The organism is Citricoccus parietis (assembly GCF_042433045.1).
Lineage (GTDB): Bacteria > Actinomycetota > Actinomycetes > Actinomycetales > Micrococcaceae > Citricoccus > Citricoccus parietis.
The window spans coordinates 37905-53337 of the sequence record NZ_JBHLWH010000048.1; the positions used below are offsets into that span (position 1 = coordinate 37905).

The following is a 15433-nucleotide window of genomic DNA, read 5'->3' on the forward strand; positions in this document are numbered from 1 at the left end:
CCACAGAATGCCGCCACTTATCTCTGAAAGTCATACGAGGTGTTGAGAAAAACTGTCACGTATCCCGCCATCTATTCTACGTCTCGCAGACGGTCGTGACGCAGCTATGGTGACAGGTAGTCCGAAGGTATGCCGAGCTCGACGAAATTGCCCCGGACGCCTTGGACCACTTCGTCGTTGTCGCGACGGTACATCGTGCAGAAGTTGAAAAGCTGACGGGCGGTCTCCGGGGTGGTCTGGGCTTCCTCGACGACGGCCTGAAAGCTCTCCTTGATCTCCTGCCACCGCAGGGCGGTGGGGTCCGTGGTCTGGTCGGGGCGACCGGGGTCGCGGGAAAAGTCCGGCTGGGGCAGGAACACCTCGGCTTCGCGTCCGAAGCAGGCCATGGCCCGGGTTTCGAGCAGGTGTATCGCGGTGGCGGCGGCTTCAAGGGATTGGAGTTGGCGCTGGTCGGAGAGTTCCTCGTAGGGGCGCCACGGGCCCTGTCCGGCGCGGACCGGATGGCCGGTGCGGTCCCACACCTGGCGTGTCAGCCGGCCGGGTGCGCCGCTCTCGGTGATGGTCGCGCCGAGCTCATCGAGAAGCGTCCGCAGCAGGCGGAACCAGGTCCCAGCGTGCACCCGATGCCTGGGGAGTTCTACAGCCTCGGTCGTCAGGGCCTGCCAGGTCCGCTGGTCCATGCTCCGGATCGCCTCCCCGACCGGTCGCGGCTCGGGCCCACCCGACGAGGTGTGCCAGAAGTCGTGGTATCCCAACGGGCCGTCGTGGAGTTCGAGTCGGCAGTGGTGGACGGGGCAGGAGAGCATGAGGGGCACCAGCCACGCCAGCTGGTACGGGCACGGCGGGGTTGATTCCGTGGTGCAGCGCGGACAGGCCCGATGGCGCCAACCGGCAACCGTCGGCAACCAGGCCCGCCAGTCCTCCACGGTACGGTCCCGTCTCCTTCCCCGGGGCAGCAGCACCGCCAGCTGTCGGGTGTAGGTGGTGTAGGCCTCCGCCGCTGGCTCGAGCTGGTCCAGCAGCCAGGGGGTCTGCCCTCCGAAGGTCATGGCCCGTATGGTGTCGGTTCTGGCCCCGGTGCGCGCAGCCAGCTGGTCGATGAACCCCTCCGGGGCAGCCACGTCCAGGTCCCCGGGACGGGGGAAGCAGAACCCGGTATCGAGAACGAGGTCCTCGACCTCGGCCCCGTAGCGGTGGGCGATTCGGCGCAGCCAGGAGGTGAGTGCCTCACCGGTGACCGGGGCCGGATGCACCGGCCACCGGGTCCTCACAGCAGCTCGCGTTCGAAGACCCGTCGGCGTCCGGCCGGGCCGAGATAGTCCGCCATCGTCAGCGTCCGGTGGTCGATCTCCTCCAGGCCCGACTCCACCGCGGCCACCGCGGCCGCAGTGAGCAGGTGGGCCAGTTCCCCGATGGTGCCCTCGCTGCGGGCCAGCAGGTAGCGAGCCATGTCCTCGGTGTCGATCACCGAGGGTTTCCGCAGCGGGAAGGAGGCGGCGAAGCTGGCCAGTAGGGACCTTGCCTGGTCGTCAGCCTCCCAGAGCGGGAGCACGAAGGGCTCGAAGCGGTTCTCCAGCTGGTCGTCCGAGCGCACCGCCAGGTAGACCTCGCGGGTGCCGACCCCGACCAGGGGGATGCGCAGTTCGTTGCCCAGGAATCGCAGCAGGTTCAGGAACTCCCGCCGGGTGTCCCCGCGGCCGGCCAGCACGTTGTGCAGCTCATCGACGACCAGCATCCGCGCCCCGACCTCGCGCAGCAGGGACAAAGCGAGGCGTTCGAGTTCCACCACGCGGGGCCGGGGCCGCAATGGTGCGCCCAGGGCGGACAGGATCGCGGTGTAGAACCGCAAGGGCGAGGGTTCCGAGGGCATCTGCACGCACACCACCGGGACCTGTTCCCGGTCCAGCTCGGAGCTGGGCGGGTGCTGCCGGCGGAAGCGCTCGATGATCATCGACTTGCCGTTGTTCGTCGGGCCCACCAGCAGCAGGTTGGGCATGCGCTGCTTCGGCGGCCAGCCGAGCAGGGTCTCCAGACGCTCGACGGCCTCGACCGCCCTCGGATAACCGATCCAGCGGTCCGCGCGGATCCGCTGGATGCGCTCGGCCGCCGGCAGTCGCGCCACCGGCTGCGCGGCCGGGTGCAGGTGGGACAGCTCCAGCGGCTCGTACTCGTCGGCGTTCACCATTGCTCGATCTCCCCGAACCGGGCCACCGATCGACCGGCCGCCTCCGAGTCCGCCGGTACGACAGGCAGTTCCGGCACCGGGGGCGTCGGCCTCGTATTGGCCGTCCCGGCTTGGGCGCGGCGTTGTCTCTCGCGGCGGGTGCGCTTGGTGGTCTTCTGGGCGGTCTCGGCGATGGTGCGCATCTGCTCGATCATCCGGAACAGGCCCGCCTCATCGACCTCGGTGGCCCCACGCTCGCGCAGCCGGGCCAGGGCCTGGCGGTGTTCCCACACGCTGACCGTCGGGTTCGACATCGTCCGGTACGGGACCTCGATGTATGCGGTGCCCTCGGGGTCCAGCACCCAGATCCGGCTGATATCGCGCGGATCCCGACGGATCAGGAACCGCTCCAGGGCCTCGCGGCGTGCGATCCACGGCTTGAGCGCGTTGGCGAAATAGTGGACATGGTCTATGACGAACCCGGTGCGCGTGAGCTTGCGGCGGAACACGGGCAGAAAATCCACCAGGAACGCCGTCGGGTTAGCTGTCAGCACCGGGGTACCGGTCGCTGCGACCCCGTCGGCCCACCGTCCGGCCGGGGTCTGGCCCAGTGTGGAGTGCACCGTGCCGTGGTAGGTCGCCACCGCCAACACCAGCCACCGCTCCAACTCGGCCATGGTCAGCGCGGCCATCTTCTCGGCGTCGTACGCCCCACGCTCGACTGGATTCGAGAACGTGGTCCCCGGCAGCTCGTGGATCTGTTGCATGGCCGTGCCGATGACCCGCTCGACGGTCCCGCCGTAATGCGGCCGGCCCAGCGGGCGGTAGTCGAGACTGATACCGTGCTGGTCGCACCCGCGGGTGAGCGCTTCGCTCTTGAACTCCCGGGCATTGTCCACATACAGTGCCTTCGGCTTGCCGCTCATCGGCCAGGCCGCGTCGATTCCGAGCCGCTCCAGCCAGGGCCGCTTGTCACCCGCCGCATGGGCCAGGCACAACCCCACCGACACCGCCGAGGGCGGCTCCAAGGTCACCACCATTCCAACCAGACACCGACTGCACACGTCGATGGCCACCGTCAGATACGGCCGTCCGATCGGCTGGCGGTCACGGTCATCGACCACGATCAAATCTATGACCGTGTGATCGATCTGCACCTGGTCCAGGATCGACTCGACAACCGGAACCTCGTCGCCGGCCGATTGCAACGGCCGGACGCTCTCGGCCCCCTCGCGCCGCCGGCCCACCTCGACCGGATTCATCCGGGCGATCCGCGCGGCCACCGTGTTCCGTGCCGGAGCCGGCAGCCCCTGCACGGCGCAGGCCCGCGTGATCTCCCGATGCAGCGAGGCAATGCTGCGCTTCTGCCGGGTCAAGTACCGCTGGCGCACCAGCTCACGGATGATCTGCTCCACTGGCTCCGCCAGCCGGCCCCCACCCTTGCCACCATCCGATCGCCGGGGGACAAGATCAGTGACCAGGCCCGAGCCCTGCCGGTACCGCTCCAGCAGCACGTACACCCGGCGCCGGGAGATCCCCAGCTCCACCGCGGCTTCGTCGACGGCAGCCAGTCCCACTGGATCGTGCTCGGCCAGTCGACCGATCACCCCGGCCCGCAACCGGGCCTGCTCCCACTCAAGCTCGGGCACCGCAAGCACGCCCGGTCCAGCCATCTCATCCTGGTCGCCGTCCACGCCCGCCTCCTCATAGAGAACAGGACTACTGAGCAGACGCGACCCTAGTGCACACGACTACTGAACGACCAGAGTTCAGAAGTCGACGACACCACCCCCGGGTTGACGGGCCCGAGAGTGCAGTCAACTTCTGAAAATGACAGGGCGAGAGGTGTAAAAGAGGGTGTACCCGTGTCTGACAATCATGTCTTGACGCTGATGCCTGAAGCGTCAGGCGCAGCAGGAGGTGGGCATCTGGTTGCGGAACAGGCCGGCGGTCAGGCGCAGGCTCTCGGCCATGGTCAGGTACGGGGCCCAGGTGTCGGCCAGGTCGTCGACGCTCATGCCGGCCTTGATGGCGTAGGTGGCGGCCAACATGATTTCCCCGGCCCCGTCGGCCAGGGCGTGCACGCCGAGGACGGTGCCGGTGGTCGCGTCTGCGACGATCTTGACCGCCCCGCGGGTGTCGTGGTTGACCAGGGCCCGGGGCACCTCGGACAGGTCCAGGACCCGACACTCACAGGCCCGGCCTCGGGCCAGTACCTGGGCCTCGGTCAGCCCGGCGGAGGCCAGCTGCGGGCGGGTGAACACCACCGCGGGCAGGCCCGCGTAGTCCACCTGGGAGAGGGCGTCCTCGGCGTCGGTGGCTAGGGCGTTGCGCGCGGCGACCCGGCCGGTGGCGGCGGCGACGTAGACGAACTGGGGGGCGCCGGTCACGTCCCCGGCGGCGTAGATGCGCGGGTTGGTGGTGCGCTGGTGTGCGTCGACGGCGATGAAGCCGGCCGCGTCGACCTCCACCCCTGCCGACTGGAGGCCCAGCCCGTCGGTGCGGGCGGCCCGTCCGGTGGCCAGCAGCACCCGGGCGCCCCTGACCTGCCGGCCGGAGACGGTCGTCACGACCGCCTGCCCGCCCTCGGTGGCGACGGATCCGGCGTGCTCCTCGATGACGGTGATGCCGTCCTGGGTGAAGATTTCCCGGAGCCGGGCGGCCAGCTCCGGTTCGGCCCGGGGCGCGACCCGTCCCACCAGGGACACCCGGGCGCCGAGGTGGGCGAACAGCTGGGCCTGTTCCAGGCCCACGTACCCGCCGCCGATGACGACCAGGGACTCGGGCACCTGGTCCAGTTCCATGGCCGTGGTCGAGGTCAGTGGTTCCACCTGTTCCAGGCCTGGCAGGTTCGGCACCGCGGGCTCGGCCCCGGTGGCCACCAGGTAGGTTCGGGCGCGCAGAGGCCTACCGTCCACGGCCATGGTGCGCCCGTCGAGGAAGCGGGCCTGCCCGGGGAGGATCTCAAAGCCGTGGGCGGCGGCCACGTCGGCGTATTTGGCCCCGCGCAGGTGCTCGATGAGTTCGTCCTTCTGCCGCACCAGGGCGGTCAGGTCAACCGGCCCGGCACCGGTTGGGGCCCCGCCGAAGGGGTTGGCCAGCGCGGTGTGCCGGGCGCCGGCCGCGGCGAGCAGGGTCTTGGAGGGTACGCAGCCGATGTTCACGCAGGTGCCGCCGAGCACGCCGCGCTCGATGAGCACCACCGTGTGCCCGGCCTGCCGGGCGGCGATCGCCGCGGACATCGCGGCGCCCCCGGAACCGACCACGGCCAGATCGACCTCGTACTTCTCGTCCATGTTGTGCGATGCCCTTCTCGTCGTTGCTTCCTTGGTCACCATCCTGAACGTTCCAGTGCGGGGTAAGGTCAAGACCGACCGGCCCGGACCCGAGAGGCGGAGGTGGTGGGGTGCGCATCGGTGAGCTGGCCCAGGCCGGCGGGACCACCGCCAAGACGCTGCGCTTCTACGAGGACGCCGGGCTGCTCCCGGCCCCTGAGCGCACCGTCAACGGCTACCGGCACTACCCCGACCCCGCGGCGGTCCTGGCGCGCCTGGACTTCGTCCGCCGCGGCCGTGCCGCCGGGCTGACCTTGGCCCAGGTCCGTCAGATCCTGGACCTGCGCGACGGCGGGTCCGCCCCCTGTGGGCACGTCGCGGACCTGCTGGACGCCCGCCTGGGCGCCCTCGATCGTCAGATCGCCGACCTGAGGGCACTGCAACAGGCCGTCACCGACCTCCGGCAACGCGCGGCCGCCCTGGACCCGGCCGACTGCCCGCCGGACACGATCTGCCAGTACCTCTAGCGTCGGGCGCCGGCGCTGGCCACAGCCAGCAGCAGGGCTCATGCCGGGGTGGAAGTCCACCCGGATCGCCGGCACCATGGACGGCCGGATCAGCGGCTCCATCCGACAGTGAGGGTGTTGCCGTGTTAGGGGCGTAGGCCGAGCCGGCGGAAGCGTTCCAGGGTGTCCGCCAGGCCCCAGGCCTTGGCGATCAGCCCCTCGCGGAAGGTGAAGAGGTACGCCTCGTCGATGTTCTCGAAGCGTCGCCCGGTGGGGGCGTGGCCGCGCCACGGGCCCAGCTGGATGCCGGAACAGCGGAACCGGGCGGCCACCGTGTCCTCCTCGCGGACCAGTTGCACGATCTGCATGCGCACGTCAGGGAAGGAGGTGTGGAACGGGGCGATCCAGCGGTGGGCCACCGGGGCCAGGGCCGGGGTGTAGAGCCGGTCCAGCATCCCCAGGTTCCCGCCGACCAGCACCTCTTCAACCAGGCGGGTGGTCACGGCAGCGTGGGCGGACCGCGTGGCGTCATCAGGGGCGGGCATGGTTTCTCTTCCGGGCGGCGGGGAAGGCTGACGCCGCCACCCTATAGGGGCGCGTGGCCGGGCTGCCGACAGGAGCTCTGTGTCGAGCGGCGGTGGTCAGGCAGTGCTGGGGGTGGCCTGGGGTTCGGGGAGGAGGCGGGGGATCAGGCGGACGAAGATGACCATGCCGATCAGTTCCACCAGGGTCTGGGTGACCACGACCAACGGCACCAGGTTCAGGGAGGCCGGCAGGGCCAGGGCCAGGGGCAGTACGACCAGGGAGTTACGGGTGGCCCCGGTGAACACCAGCGCCCGGGCGGAGCGCACGTCCAGGCGCGCGGTGCGGGCGGTGAGGATGCCGATCGGGATCATCACCACCAGGAACGCCACGTACAGGGGCACCACCGCCGCCAGCGCCCCGAACTGCTCACCCACCCCGCGGACCTGGGAGGCGATGACGGTGAACAGGGTCGCCATCATCAGCGGAACCATCGCCACGGTCATCGCCGACTCCACCGTCCGGGCCGCCGTCCTGCGGGGCGCGGCCCACTGCACGGACGCGGCCGCGCCCAGGGGGAGGAGGATGAGCACCACGAAGGCCTCCACGAACGGGCCGATCTCCACCAGCGCGACCGTCTCGGTCCCGGCGAAGGCCCACAGGTACACAGGCAGCAGCACCATCTGGACGAGCATCAGCAAGGGGGCCGCGGCCAGCAACCGGTCGGGGGCCCCGCCGGCCAGCCCGGCGAAGACGATCACGTAGTCGATGCACGGGGCCAGCAGCACCAGCAGCACCCCCAGCAGCAGCGCCTCATGGTCGGCGACAATGCGGGAGAGGGCGAAGACGATCGCCGGGACCACCACGAAGTTCAGCACCAGCACCGCACCCAGGAACCGCAGGTCCGTGAAGGCCCGCCCGATCGCGGTGAACGGCACCGCCAGGAATGTGGCGAACAGCAACAGACCCAGTACCGGGTTGATCGCCGCCTCCAGCGCCGAGGCCCCGGGGGCCCACCACCCGGCCGCGATGCCGACGACAATCGCCGCCACGTAGAGGGCGATCTGGTGCCGCTCCATCCACGCCGCTGCCGTCGAGTCGTTCACCCCTCCACCCTAGGAGACGGCCCTGCGGCCTTGCCCCCGGGCGCAGGGTGATCCCGGTGGCGACCCCGGGCTTCGACAAAGAGACGCCTCTCCGTGATCCGCGCACCGCCCCCCGCCGGGGTCGGTTCAGTGCGCACTGTATAGTTCAGCGAGTGATGATTATAAATTCTCGTTTGGATGTAATGAACCGGTTGGGGCGGGCGATGGCCGACCCGACCCGGTCACGGATACTGCTGACCCTGCTGCAGGGCCCGGCCTACCCGGCCGAGCTGGCCCGGGACCTGGGATTGACGCGCTCGAACGTGTCGAACCACCTGGCGTGCCTGCGGGACTGCGGGATGGCGGTCGCGGTGGCCGAGGGCCGCCAGACCCGGTATGAGCTCGCCGATGCGCACCTGACGCGGGCGTTGACCGGCCTGGTCGATATCGCCCTGGCGGTGGATGAGAGCGCCCCGTGCCTGGACCCGGCGTGCTCGGTGCCAGGCTGCGACGATACGGAGGCTGCGGCATGATCCTGTCTTCAGTCCTGCAGGCGATCGGCCTGTTTCTGGTCACGAACATCGATGACATCATCGTGCTCTCCCTGTTCTTCGCCCGCGGCGCCGGTCAACGGGGGACCACCGCCCGGATCCTGGTCGGCCAGTACCTGGGTTTTGCCGGCATCCTGGGCGCGGCCGTGCTCGTGTCCCTGGGCGCGGGGGCGTTCCTGCCCCCGGAGGTCATCCCGTACTTCGGGCTGATCCCGCTGGGGCTGGGTCTGTGGGCAGCCTGGAAGGCCTGGCGCGGGGACGACGATGACGATGACGATGCCAAGATCGAGGGCAAGAAGGTCGGCGTCTGGACCGTGGCCGGGGTGACCTTCGCCAACGGCGGGGACAACATCGGCGTCTACGTCCCGGTCTTCCTCAGCGTCGGCCCGGGCGCCGTGGTCGCCTACTGCATCGTGTTCCTCGCGCTGGTGGCGGTACTGGTGGGCTTGGCTAAATTTGTCGCCACCCGCCGGCCCATCGCCGAGGTGCTGGAACGCTGGGAGCACATCCTGTTCCCCATCGTGCTGATCGGCCTGGGCGTCTTCATCCTCATCAGCGGTGGAGCTTTCGGGCTCTGAGCTACGGGGCCGGGCATTCACCCCGAGCGGCTCGGCCCCGCCTTCCCCGTGCCGCAAATTGCGTTGCGCGCCTTGACCATTGAGCAGACTCAGCGCCCGTGCCACCAATCCGCCGACCGGAAGCCCCGTCGGGCTGTCATCGCTCAGCCTTGCCGGCGGTGTAGCCCGGAGTTCGGCCCGTTCTTCTACAACCGGTAGAATCCGGGAAGCCCCGATCCCTGCCGTGGTCCCGGTATCGAGTTCTGAAAGTAGTGCCTGCCGTATGCCCTCCCGTCCGCCGTTGTCCACCCCCTCACGCCGTCGGGTTCTGGCCGGGCTGGCCGGGGTCGTGTCCTTGCCGCTGCTGGCGGCCTGCAGTTCGGACGACCCGTTGGCCGCCCAGGCCGGCAACGCCGATGGCAAGAACTACATCGCCGGTGACGGGTCGGTCCTGGAGATCGCCCCGGCCGAGCGCGGGGAGCCGGTGCGGTTCCGCTCCACCCTGTTCTCCGGGGAGCCGGTCAGCACCGAGGACTTGGCCGGGGACCCGGCGGTGCTGAACTTCTGGTATGCCGCCTGTGCCCCGTGCCGGGTGGAGGCCCCGGACCTGCAGGCCCTGCACGAGCAGTTCGCCCCCGAGGGGGTGCGGTTCTTGGGCATCAATGTCCGGGACACGGTGGCCACCGCCGAGGCCTTTGAACGCAATTTCGGGATCACCTACCCCTCGGTGGAGGACCGCGGCGGGCAGGTGCTGCTGGCGATGACGGACTACGTGCCGCCGCAGGCCGTGCCGACCACGATCGTGCTGGACCGACAGGGGCGGGTCTCGGCCCGGATCCTGGGGATCGCCGAGCCCTCCACGCTGCGCACCCTGATCGCCACCGTCCTGGATGAACAGGCCTGAGCGGCCCGTGAGCGACCGGACCCTGCCCCTGGCCGCCACCGGGACGGCGGCGGAGGACCCCAGCGACGAGAACCACCCTGCCGGCTCGGCCCCGCGGGCGCGCGCCCGTTGCCGGGGGGCCGCCGGGGCCGGGCACACCCGGGCGGTGCAACTGCCGGCTCCGTGCCACAGTGCCCAGAAGCAGTCCAGTGACGAGAGGCGGCCGCGGTGAGCCAGCAGGACAATGTGCGGGTGGCCCGGGACGAGGACGCCCGCACCGAGCCGTCCCGGCACGACCAGCCCCAGCAGCCCGAGGTCCAGCTGCCCGCCCTGGGTGTCACCGGCACGCTGCGGTTCGCCTGGACGCAGTTGACGTCCATGCGCACCGCGCTGATGCTGCTGTTGCTGCTGGCGGTGGCCGCGGTGCCGGGCTCGCTGTTCCCGCAGCGCCCGGCGGGTCCGGAGATCGTCAACCAGTACCTGGAGGACAACCCGGTGCTGGGGGAGTGGCTGGACCGGTTCCAGCTGTTCGACGTGTACTCCTCGGTGTGGTTCTCGGCGATCTACATCCTGTTGTTCGTCTCCCTGATCGGCTGCGTGGCCCCGCGGGCCGTCAAGCACGCCAAGGTGCTGCGCTCGGCCCCGCCGCGCACCCCGCGGCGGCTGTCCCGGCTGCCCGAATACGGCACCGTGCTGCTGGATCCCTCCGGCCCGTCCCCGGCCGCGGCGGTGGACCAGGCCGCGGCGTACCTGCGCAGGCGCGGCTACCGGGTCGAGGTCCGACAGGAGCCCGGCGGCGGGGCCTCCGTGGGGGCCGAGCGCGGCTACGTCCGCGAGGTCGGGAACATCGTGTTCCACCTGTCCCTGATCGGGGTGCTGGCCTTCATGGCTGTGGGCGGCTTGTTGAGCTACTCCGGGCAGAAGATCCTCGTGGAGGGGGAGGAGGGCTTCGCCAACACCCTCGTCTCCTACGACGCCTTCACCCCCGGCGGTGCCTTCTCCGAGGACAGCCTGGTGCCGTTCTCGATGTCCCTGAAGAGCTTCGAGAAGGTCTTCGACCGGGAGTCGGAGACCCACTACGGCCAGCCGTTGGACTTCACCGCGGTCATGGAGGTCCAGGACGGCACCGGTGGCGAGCCCCAGGAGCGGATCCTGAAGGTCAACCACCCGCTGGCGTTCGGCGGCACCCGGGTCTACCTGGTCGGCAACGGCTACGCCCCGGAGGTCACCGTGCGGGACGGCAACGGGGACATCGCCTTCCAGGGCCCGGTGGTCGGCCAGGTCCAGGACGAGGTGTACACCTCGCTGCTGACCATCAAGGTCCCCGACGCCCAACCCGACCAGCTCGGGTTCGTGGGCTTCTTCCTGCCGACTTCTTATACGGGAGAGGACGGGGTGGCCGTCTCGATCGACCCCGAGCTGTTCAACCCGGAGCTGAACCTGAACTCCTACCACGGGGACCTGGGCCTGGACGAGGGGAAGCCGCAGAACGTCTACGTCCTGGACACCGAGAACCTCACCGAGCTGAACAACCGCGATCTCGACACCGGGGGAGTCACCTTGTCGGTGGGGGAATCCTACGAGCTACCCGAAGGCAAGGGCTCGATCTCCTTCGACGGGGTCAAGCCCTATGTCGGCCTGGACATCCTCTACGATCCGGGCAAGTGGGGCGTGGGTGTGTTTGCCGTGCTGGCCCTGATCGCCCTGGTGGTGAGCCTGTTCGTGCGCCGCCGCCGGGTCTGGGTCCGGGGCGCCACCGGGCCCGACGGTTCCACCGTGGTCGAGTACGGGCTGCTGGCCCGCGGCGAGGACTTCAGGTTGCGCGAGGAGAACCTCGCCCTGCGCCGGAAGTTCGAACAGCTCTGGCCCGTCACCGCGCCACAGGAACCCGGGCCGTCCTCATCCTCCACCGCCTCGACGCCCACGGCCTCCAGCACGTCGTCCACCACTGCCTCAGCCACCGCAGGGAGTCCCAGCACCACCCCGGACCACCCCGCCCGTGCCGTTCAGAACCGACCGGAGTAACCCATGCAACCCATTAACTATCAGTTGGCCGGCTACAGCGACCTGTTCATGCTCATCGCCGCGCTGGTCTACGCCGCCGCCTTCATCCTCTTCGCCCTGGACCTGGCCACCTCCTCCAAGACCATCCGCGCCCTGGAGACCGATCTGGCCCGAGAACGCGACATCGACACCACCGACACCACCGAATCCCCGGTACTCCGGGAGCACCTGGTGGGCGCCGGGGGCGGGAGTTCGGCCCGGGAGGCCGGGACGGGCTCGACGACGGTCCCCGGCGCCCGCCCGAACCGCACCGGCGCCGACACCGGTGCCGACGGGAGCGAGCTGGTGGATGAGGACATGGACTACCTGGGCACCACCGCCCGCCCGGTGGCCAACGTCGCGGTGGCGCTGATGGTCATCGCCGCCGCCCTGCACGCCTTCGCCGTGATCGCCCGCGCCGTGGCCGCCTCCCGGGTGCCGTGGGGCAACATGTACGAGTTCTGCACCACCGGCGCGATGCTGGTCTCCGTGGTGTACCTGCTGTTCCTGACCCGCAAGGACATCCGCTTCCTGGGCACCTTCGTCGCCGGGCTCGTGGTGATCATGATGGCCGCGGCCACCATCGGCTTCCCCACGCCCATCGCGCACCTGCAGCCCGCGCTGCAGTCCCCGTGGATCATCATCCACGTCTCCATCGCCGTGCTGGCCTCGGCCCTGTTCACCCTGACCTTCGCCATGAGCATCCTGCAGCTGCTCCAGCATCGCCGCGAGGCCAAGGCCCGCGCCGGCACCACCGGCGGGTTGGTCTTCATGCGGCTGGTGCCGTCCGCGCTGAGCCTGGAGAACTGGTCCTACCGCATCAACGCCGTGGGCTTCGTGATGTGGACCTTCACGCTGATCGCCGGCGCCATCTGGGCCGAGGCGTCCTGGGGCCGGTACTGGGGCTGGGACACCAAGGAGGTGTGGACCTTCGTGATCTGGGTGGTCTACGCCGGCTACCTGCACGCCCGCGCCACCCGCGGCTGGACCGGGGACCGGGCGGCCTGGCTCTCGATCATCGGCTACTCCTGCATCGTGTTCAACTTCACCATCGTCAACACCTACTTCCCGGGCCTGCACTCCTACGCCGGCCTGCCCTCGTAGGGCAGCGGCGAACCATACCGGTGAGGCCCACCCCTGTCGGGAGGCGGATCCGGTCCGGGGCCGGTCCGCTGGCGCGGCGGCCGGGACAGGATCAGCGCGGTGAGCAGGTGACCGGGGTGAAGCCGGCTAACAGCACCGAAATGGCGACTAGTTTCTGATCAGCGACGACCGGCCCCCCGGCGCGGCACCACAGGCGCCGGCCCTGGGCGGTGGGATCCGAGGACGTGCCAGTTCAGTCGTGGCGCACGGTGAAGTGCGAGGAGAACGGGCTCAGTGTGCCGGACAGCTGGCTGGTGTCCAGCGGTTCCTGGGCCGTGAAGTCGTGTTGGCGCAGCAGTTCGCCCAGCACCAGGGACGAGGTCAGCAGGACCACGTTGCGGCCCGGGCACATGCCGGGGCCGGCGCTGAAGGGCACCAGCGGCCAGTCGCTGTCCTCGCGGTCCTGAGACCACAGCTCTGGGCTGAAGCGGTGGGCTTGGGGCAGGTTCTCGTCGTCACGGTGGAAGAACGGGGCGTAGATGACCAGCGCGGTGCCCGGTGGCAGGGTGCCGTTGCGCCAGTGCGTCGCCGCGGTGCTATCGCGCAGGATCAGGGGGGTGGTCGGCCACAGCCGGAGGGACTCCAACACGGTGGCGCGCAGGAACGGCAAGTCCGGAGCGTGGGCCATCTCCGATCGTGCCGTCTCGACAGCGCCCGGATGATTGGTGAGCAACGACAGGGCCCGGAACGTGGCCCAGGCCTCGGCGTCGAAGGCGAAGAGCCACTGCGGGACCTGCTGGTGGGGGACGGCCTCGTCCGGGGCAGGGGTCTGCGCGACCAGGGCGGCCAGGCTGCCGGGCTCGGCCAGCTCGATGTAGTGCTGCAGTCGGCGCAGGAAACGTTCACGCAGGCGGCGGTTCTGCGGCATGAGGTACGAGAAGTTGCCGCGCTGACGCAACCGGCGCAGGTCGTCGGTGACCTGGTCGTCATCGCGGGCGCTGGCGCCCAGCACGATGCGCCGGACCAGGCGCCCCCACATCACCGCGAAGGCCTCCCAGTCCAGGGTGCCGGTGAAGTCCACGTGACCCAGCAGCGCGGAGACCTCTTCGGTGATGACCTTCGTCATCGCTGTGGCATGGCTGTGGACGGGGCGCGGGGTTTCCAGGACCTGTTCGTTGAACGGACGGCGTGAGAGCCGTTGCTGCGGGGTCGAGACGAGGGCGCCGGCCGGCTCGAAGTGGTTCAGCGCCCCGCGCTTTTCCAGCGTGGCCGGTGAGAAGGGGGTGGGGCTGTCGTTGAGCACGCGGTGCACATCGGCGGGGTCCAGCAGCAGCGCGATCCGGCGGCCCGGGATCCGCAGCTGGACCGGGCCGGTGCCGTAACGGGACCGCAGGCGCTGCATTTCGGCGACGCCGGCGGCATCGGTATCGAGGCGTTCGGCCAGGCCGACGGCTGTCGGCCTGCGCACGATCGGCCCCTTGACCACCGGGCCCAGGAGCACCCGGGTCAGGACGCGGAGGTGGTCTACCGCGCCCAGGGTCGGCACTTCTGCTTCATCGCCGCTCCGCGTTGTACGAGGCATGCCCCCAACCTGTCACACCGTTCCTGCCCAGACAAGACATCCCTGTAGCCCCATCCGACGCCCACGGGCTGGCTCCGTGGGGTTGCCGGCCGCTGCAGGGGGCGCAGGGGCGTCCAGTTGGCGGTTACTGTGGGGCTTCTGCGGTGTCGCGGTCGGGACTCGTGGCGGTCAGCAGGGCCACGGTCAGCATCCCGCCGACGATGAAGATGTCCGCGATGTTGCCGATGAACCAGTTCCCGTAGGCGATGAAGTCCACGACGTGGCCTTGCCCGAACGAGGGTGGGCGCAGGAGCCGGTCGCCCAGGTGGGAGGTCACCGCGCCGCCGAGGCACCCGATCACGATGGCCCAGAGCACGGTACGGACCCGGAGGGTGAACCAGATCGCCGCGGCGACTGCCACAGCTGAGATGATGGTGAAGATCCAGGTCGCGTCGGTGCCGAGTGAGAAGGCCGCGCCGGGGTTGTAGGCCAGCTGGAGCCCGAGCAGGTCCCCGAGGAGCGGGACTCGCTCCCCCGTGGACAGGTTGCTCTCCGCCCACCACTTGGTCCCCTGGTCCAGGACCGCTACGCCGGCCCCGATCGCAATGGTCAAGAGCACCAGGGGGTACCTGCGCTGGTGGTTCATTCGTGTCCTTTCGCGATGCGCCCGTTTCCCGGCGACTCAGTGGATCTGCTGCCCTCCGCGCGACCTGTGGAGTCACTGGAGGGTTCCGGATGGCCCGACATGTCAGCTCCCACCGTGCCTGCGGAGTCTCTGTTCCGCAGGCACGGTGGGAGCTCATCCCACGGTGGCGGGCTGAGCCTGCCGGTCAGCAAGGGGCTCCAGGGTGGTGCGCCGGCTGGCGGCAGCGCGCAGGCCGTTGAGGATGACGATGACCTCGGCGACCTCGTGGACCAGCACCACGGCGGCCAAACCCAGGACGCCGGTGATAGCCAGCGGCAACAGGACGGCGATGATCAACAGTGACAGGACGATATTCTGGTTGATGATGGCCCGACCGCGGCGGGCATGCGCCAGGGCCTGGGGGATCAGGCGCAGGTCGTGGCCGGTGAAGGCGACGTCGGCGGATTCGATGGCCGCGTCCGAGCCGGTGGCGCCCATGGCGATGCCGACCTCGGCGGCGGCCAGGGCCGGGGCATCGTTGATGCCGTCGCCGATCATCGCGGTCGGCCCGGCACCGG

14 protein-coding genes and 1 pseudogene are annotated in these 15433 nt (G+C 69.9%); 6 read left to right on the forward strand and 9 right to left on the reverse strand.

Features of this window, described 5'->3' with window-relative positions; all coding sequences use genetic code 11:
• Positions 1-104: 104 nt before the first annotated feature.
• The 4 genes from ACFFIO_RS17165 to merA all read right to left on the reverse strand — a co-directional run bounded on the left by ACFFIO_RS17165 (position 105) and on the right by merA (position 5460).
• Positions 105-1253: a TniQ family protein gene (locus tag ACFFIO_RS17165; protein ID WP_159554381.1), complete on the reverse strand. Its 1149-nt coding sequence runs from the start codon at positions 1251-1253 to the stop codon at positions 105-107.
• 14 nt (positions 1254-1267) lie between these two features.
• Positions 1268-2185 (reverse strand): TniB family NTP-binding protein, encoded by a 918-nt coding sequence (locus tag ACFFIO_RS17170; RefSeq protein WP_159554383.1) that lies wholly within the window; start codon positions 2183-2185, stop codon positions 1268-1270.
• Positions 2179-3858, reverse strand: coding sequence for a TnsB C-terminal domain-containing protein (locus ACFFIO_RS17175; RefSeq protein WP_201301237.1), 1680 nt, complete (start codon positions 3856-3858; stop codon positions 2179-2181). The genes ACFFIO_RS17170 and ACFFIO_RS17175 overlap by 7 nt, the downstream gene beginning before the upstream one ends.
• Before the next feature lie 210 nt (positions 3859-4068).
• A complete protein-coding gene (gene merA, locus ACFFIO_RS17180; protein WP_159554385.1) occupies positions 4069-5460 on the reverse strand; it encodes a mercury(II) reductase in 1392 nt (463 codons plus the stop codon).
• Between the two features lie 110 nt (positions 5461-5570).
• Between merA and ACFFIO_RS17185 the strand changes: the two genes are divergently transcribed.
• Positions 5571-5966 carry a heavy metal-responsive transcriptional regulator gene (locus ACFFIO_RS17185; protein ID WP_159554387.1) on the forward strand — a complete coding sequence of 132 codons (396 nt, stop codon included), beginning with the start codon at positions 5571-5573 and terminating at the stop codon, positions 5964-5966.
• 125 nt (positions 5967-6091) lie between these two features.
• On the opposite strand, the gene ACFFIO_RS17190 is transcribed toward ACFFIO_RS17185, so the two are convergent.
• Together ACFFIO_RS17190 and ACFFIO_RS17195 are read right to left on the reverse strand one after the other, a co-directional pair.
• A complete protein-coding gene (locus ACFFIO_RS17190; protein ID WP_159554389.1) occupies positions 6092-6490 on the reverse strand; it encodes an ester cyclase in 399 nt (132 codons plus the stop codon).
• 96 nt (positions 6491-6586) lie between these two features.
• The gene (locus ACFFIO_RS17195; RefSeq protein WP_159555334.1) at positions 6587-7546 is read right to left on the reverse strand and encodes an arsenic resistance protein; all 960 of its coding nucleotides are present in this window, start codon (positions 7544-7546) and stop codon (positions 6587-6589) included.
• 179 nt (positions 7547-7725) lie between these two features.
• On the opposite strand from ACFFIO_RS17195, the gene cmtR reads away from it, so the two are divergent.
• The 5 genes from cmtR to ccsB all read left to right on the forward strand — a co-directional run bounded on the left by cmtR (position 7726) and on the right by ccsB (position 12690).
• Positions 7726-8085 (forward strand): Cd(II)/Pb(II)-sensing metalloregulatory transcriptional regulator CmtR, encoded by a 360-nt coding sequence (cmtR, locus tag ACFFIO_RS17200; protein ID WP_159554391.1) that lies wholly within the window; start codon positions 7726-7728, stop codon positions 8083-8085.
• Positions 8082-8681 (forward strand): cadmium resistance transporter, encoded by a 600-nt coding sequence (locus tag ACFFIO_RS17205; RefSeq protein ID WP_159554393.1) that lies wholly within the window; start codon positions 8082-8084, stop codon positions 8679-8681. The genes cmtR and ACFFIO_RS17205 overlap by 4 nt, the downstream gene beginning before the upstream one ends.
• Before the next feature lie 262 nt (positions 8682-8943).
• On the forward strand, positions 8944-9564 hold the full coding sequence (locus tag ACFFIO_RS17210) for a TlpA family protein disulfide reductase (protein ID WP_159554395.1): 621 nt from the start codon (positions 8944-8946) through the stop codon (positions 9562-9564).
• Positions 9565-9771: 207 nt separating this feature from the next.
• Complete coding sequence (gene resB / locus ACFFIO_RS17215; RefSeq protein WP_159554397.1) at positions 9772-11568, forward strand: cytochrome c biogenesis protein ResB; 1797 nt, start codon at positions 9772-9774, stop codon at positions 11566-11568.
• Between the two features lie 3 nt (positions 11569-11571).
• A complete protein-coding gene (gene ccsB / locus ACFFIO_RS17220; protein WP_159554399.1) occupies positions 11572-12690 on the forward strand; it encodes a c-type cytochrome biogenesis protein CcsB in 1119 nt (372 codons plus the stop codon).
• 232 nt (positions 12691-12922) lie between these two features.
• On the opposite strand, the gene ACFFIO_RS17225 is transcribed toward ccsB, so the two are convergent.
• The 3 genes and pseudogenes from ACFFIO_RS17225 to ACFFIO_RS17235 form a co-directional block, all read right to left on the reverse strand.
• On the reverse strand, positions 12923-14251 hold the full coding sequence (locus ACFFIO_RS17225) for a cytochrome P450 (protein WP_159554401.1): 1329 nt from the start codon (positions 14249-14251) through the stop codon (positions 12923-12925).
• 124 nt (positions 14252-14375) lie between these two features.
• Positions 14376-14876, reverse strand: coding sequence for a signal peptidase II (locus ACFFIO_RS17230; RefSeq protein WP_159554403.1), 501 nt, complete (start codon positions 14874-14876; stop codon positions 14376-14378).
• 153 nt (positions 14877-15029) lie between these two features.
• Positions 15030-15433, reverse strand: a pseudogene (locus tag ACFFIO_RS17235) (heavy metal translocating P-type ATPase); the annotation flags it as partial.

What these genes read in the sequence shown, in the direction of transcription:
- merA (WP_159554385.1), bottom strand. Translation starts at nt 5,460, where the DNA reads ATGGACGAGAAGTACGAGGTCGATCTGGCCGTGGTCGGTTCCGGGGGC.
- ACFFIO_RS17230 (WP_159554403.1), bottom strand. Translation starts at nt 14,876, where the DNA reads ATGAACCACCAGCGCAGGTACCCCCTGGTGCTCTTGACCATTGCGATC.
- ACFFIO_RS17190 (WP_159554389.1), bottom strand. Translation starts at nt 6,490, where the DNA reads ATGCCCGCCCCTGATGACGCCACGCGGTCCGCCCACGCTGCCGTGACC.
- ACFFIO_RS17195 (WP_159555334.1), bottom strand. Translation starts at nt 7,546, where the DNA reads ATGGAGCGGCACCAGATCGCCCTCTACGTGGCGGCGATTGTCGTCGGC.
- ccsB (WP_159554399.1), top strand. Translation starts at nt 11,572, where the DNA reads ATGCAACCCATTAACTATCAGTTGGCCGGCTACAGCGACCTGTTCATG.
- ACFFIO_RS17225 (WP_159554401.1), bottom strand. Translation starts at nt 14,251, where the DNA reads ATGCCTCGTACAACGCGGAGCGGCGATGAAGCAGAAGTGCCGACCCTG.
- ACFFIO_RS17170 (WP_159554383.1), bottom strand. Translation starts at nt 2,185, where the DNA reads ATGGTGAACGCCGACGAGTACGAGCCGCTGGAGCTGTCCCACCTGCAC.
- ACFFIO_RS17205 (WP_159554393.1), top strand. Translation starts at nt 8,082, where the DNA reads ATGATCCTGTCTTCAGTCCTGCAGGCGATCGGCCTGTTTCTGGTCACG.
- ACFFIO_RS17210 (WP_159554395.1), top strand. Translation starts at nt 8,944, where the DNA reads ATGCCCTCCCGTCCGCCGTTGTCCACCCCCTCACGCCGTCGGGTTCTG.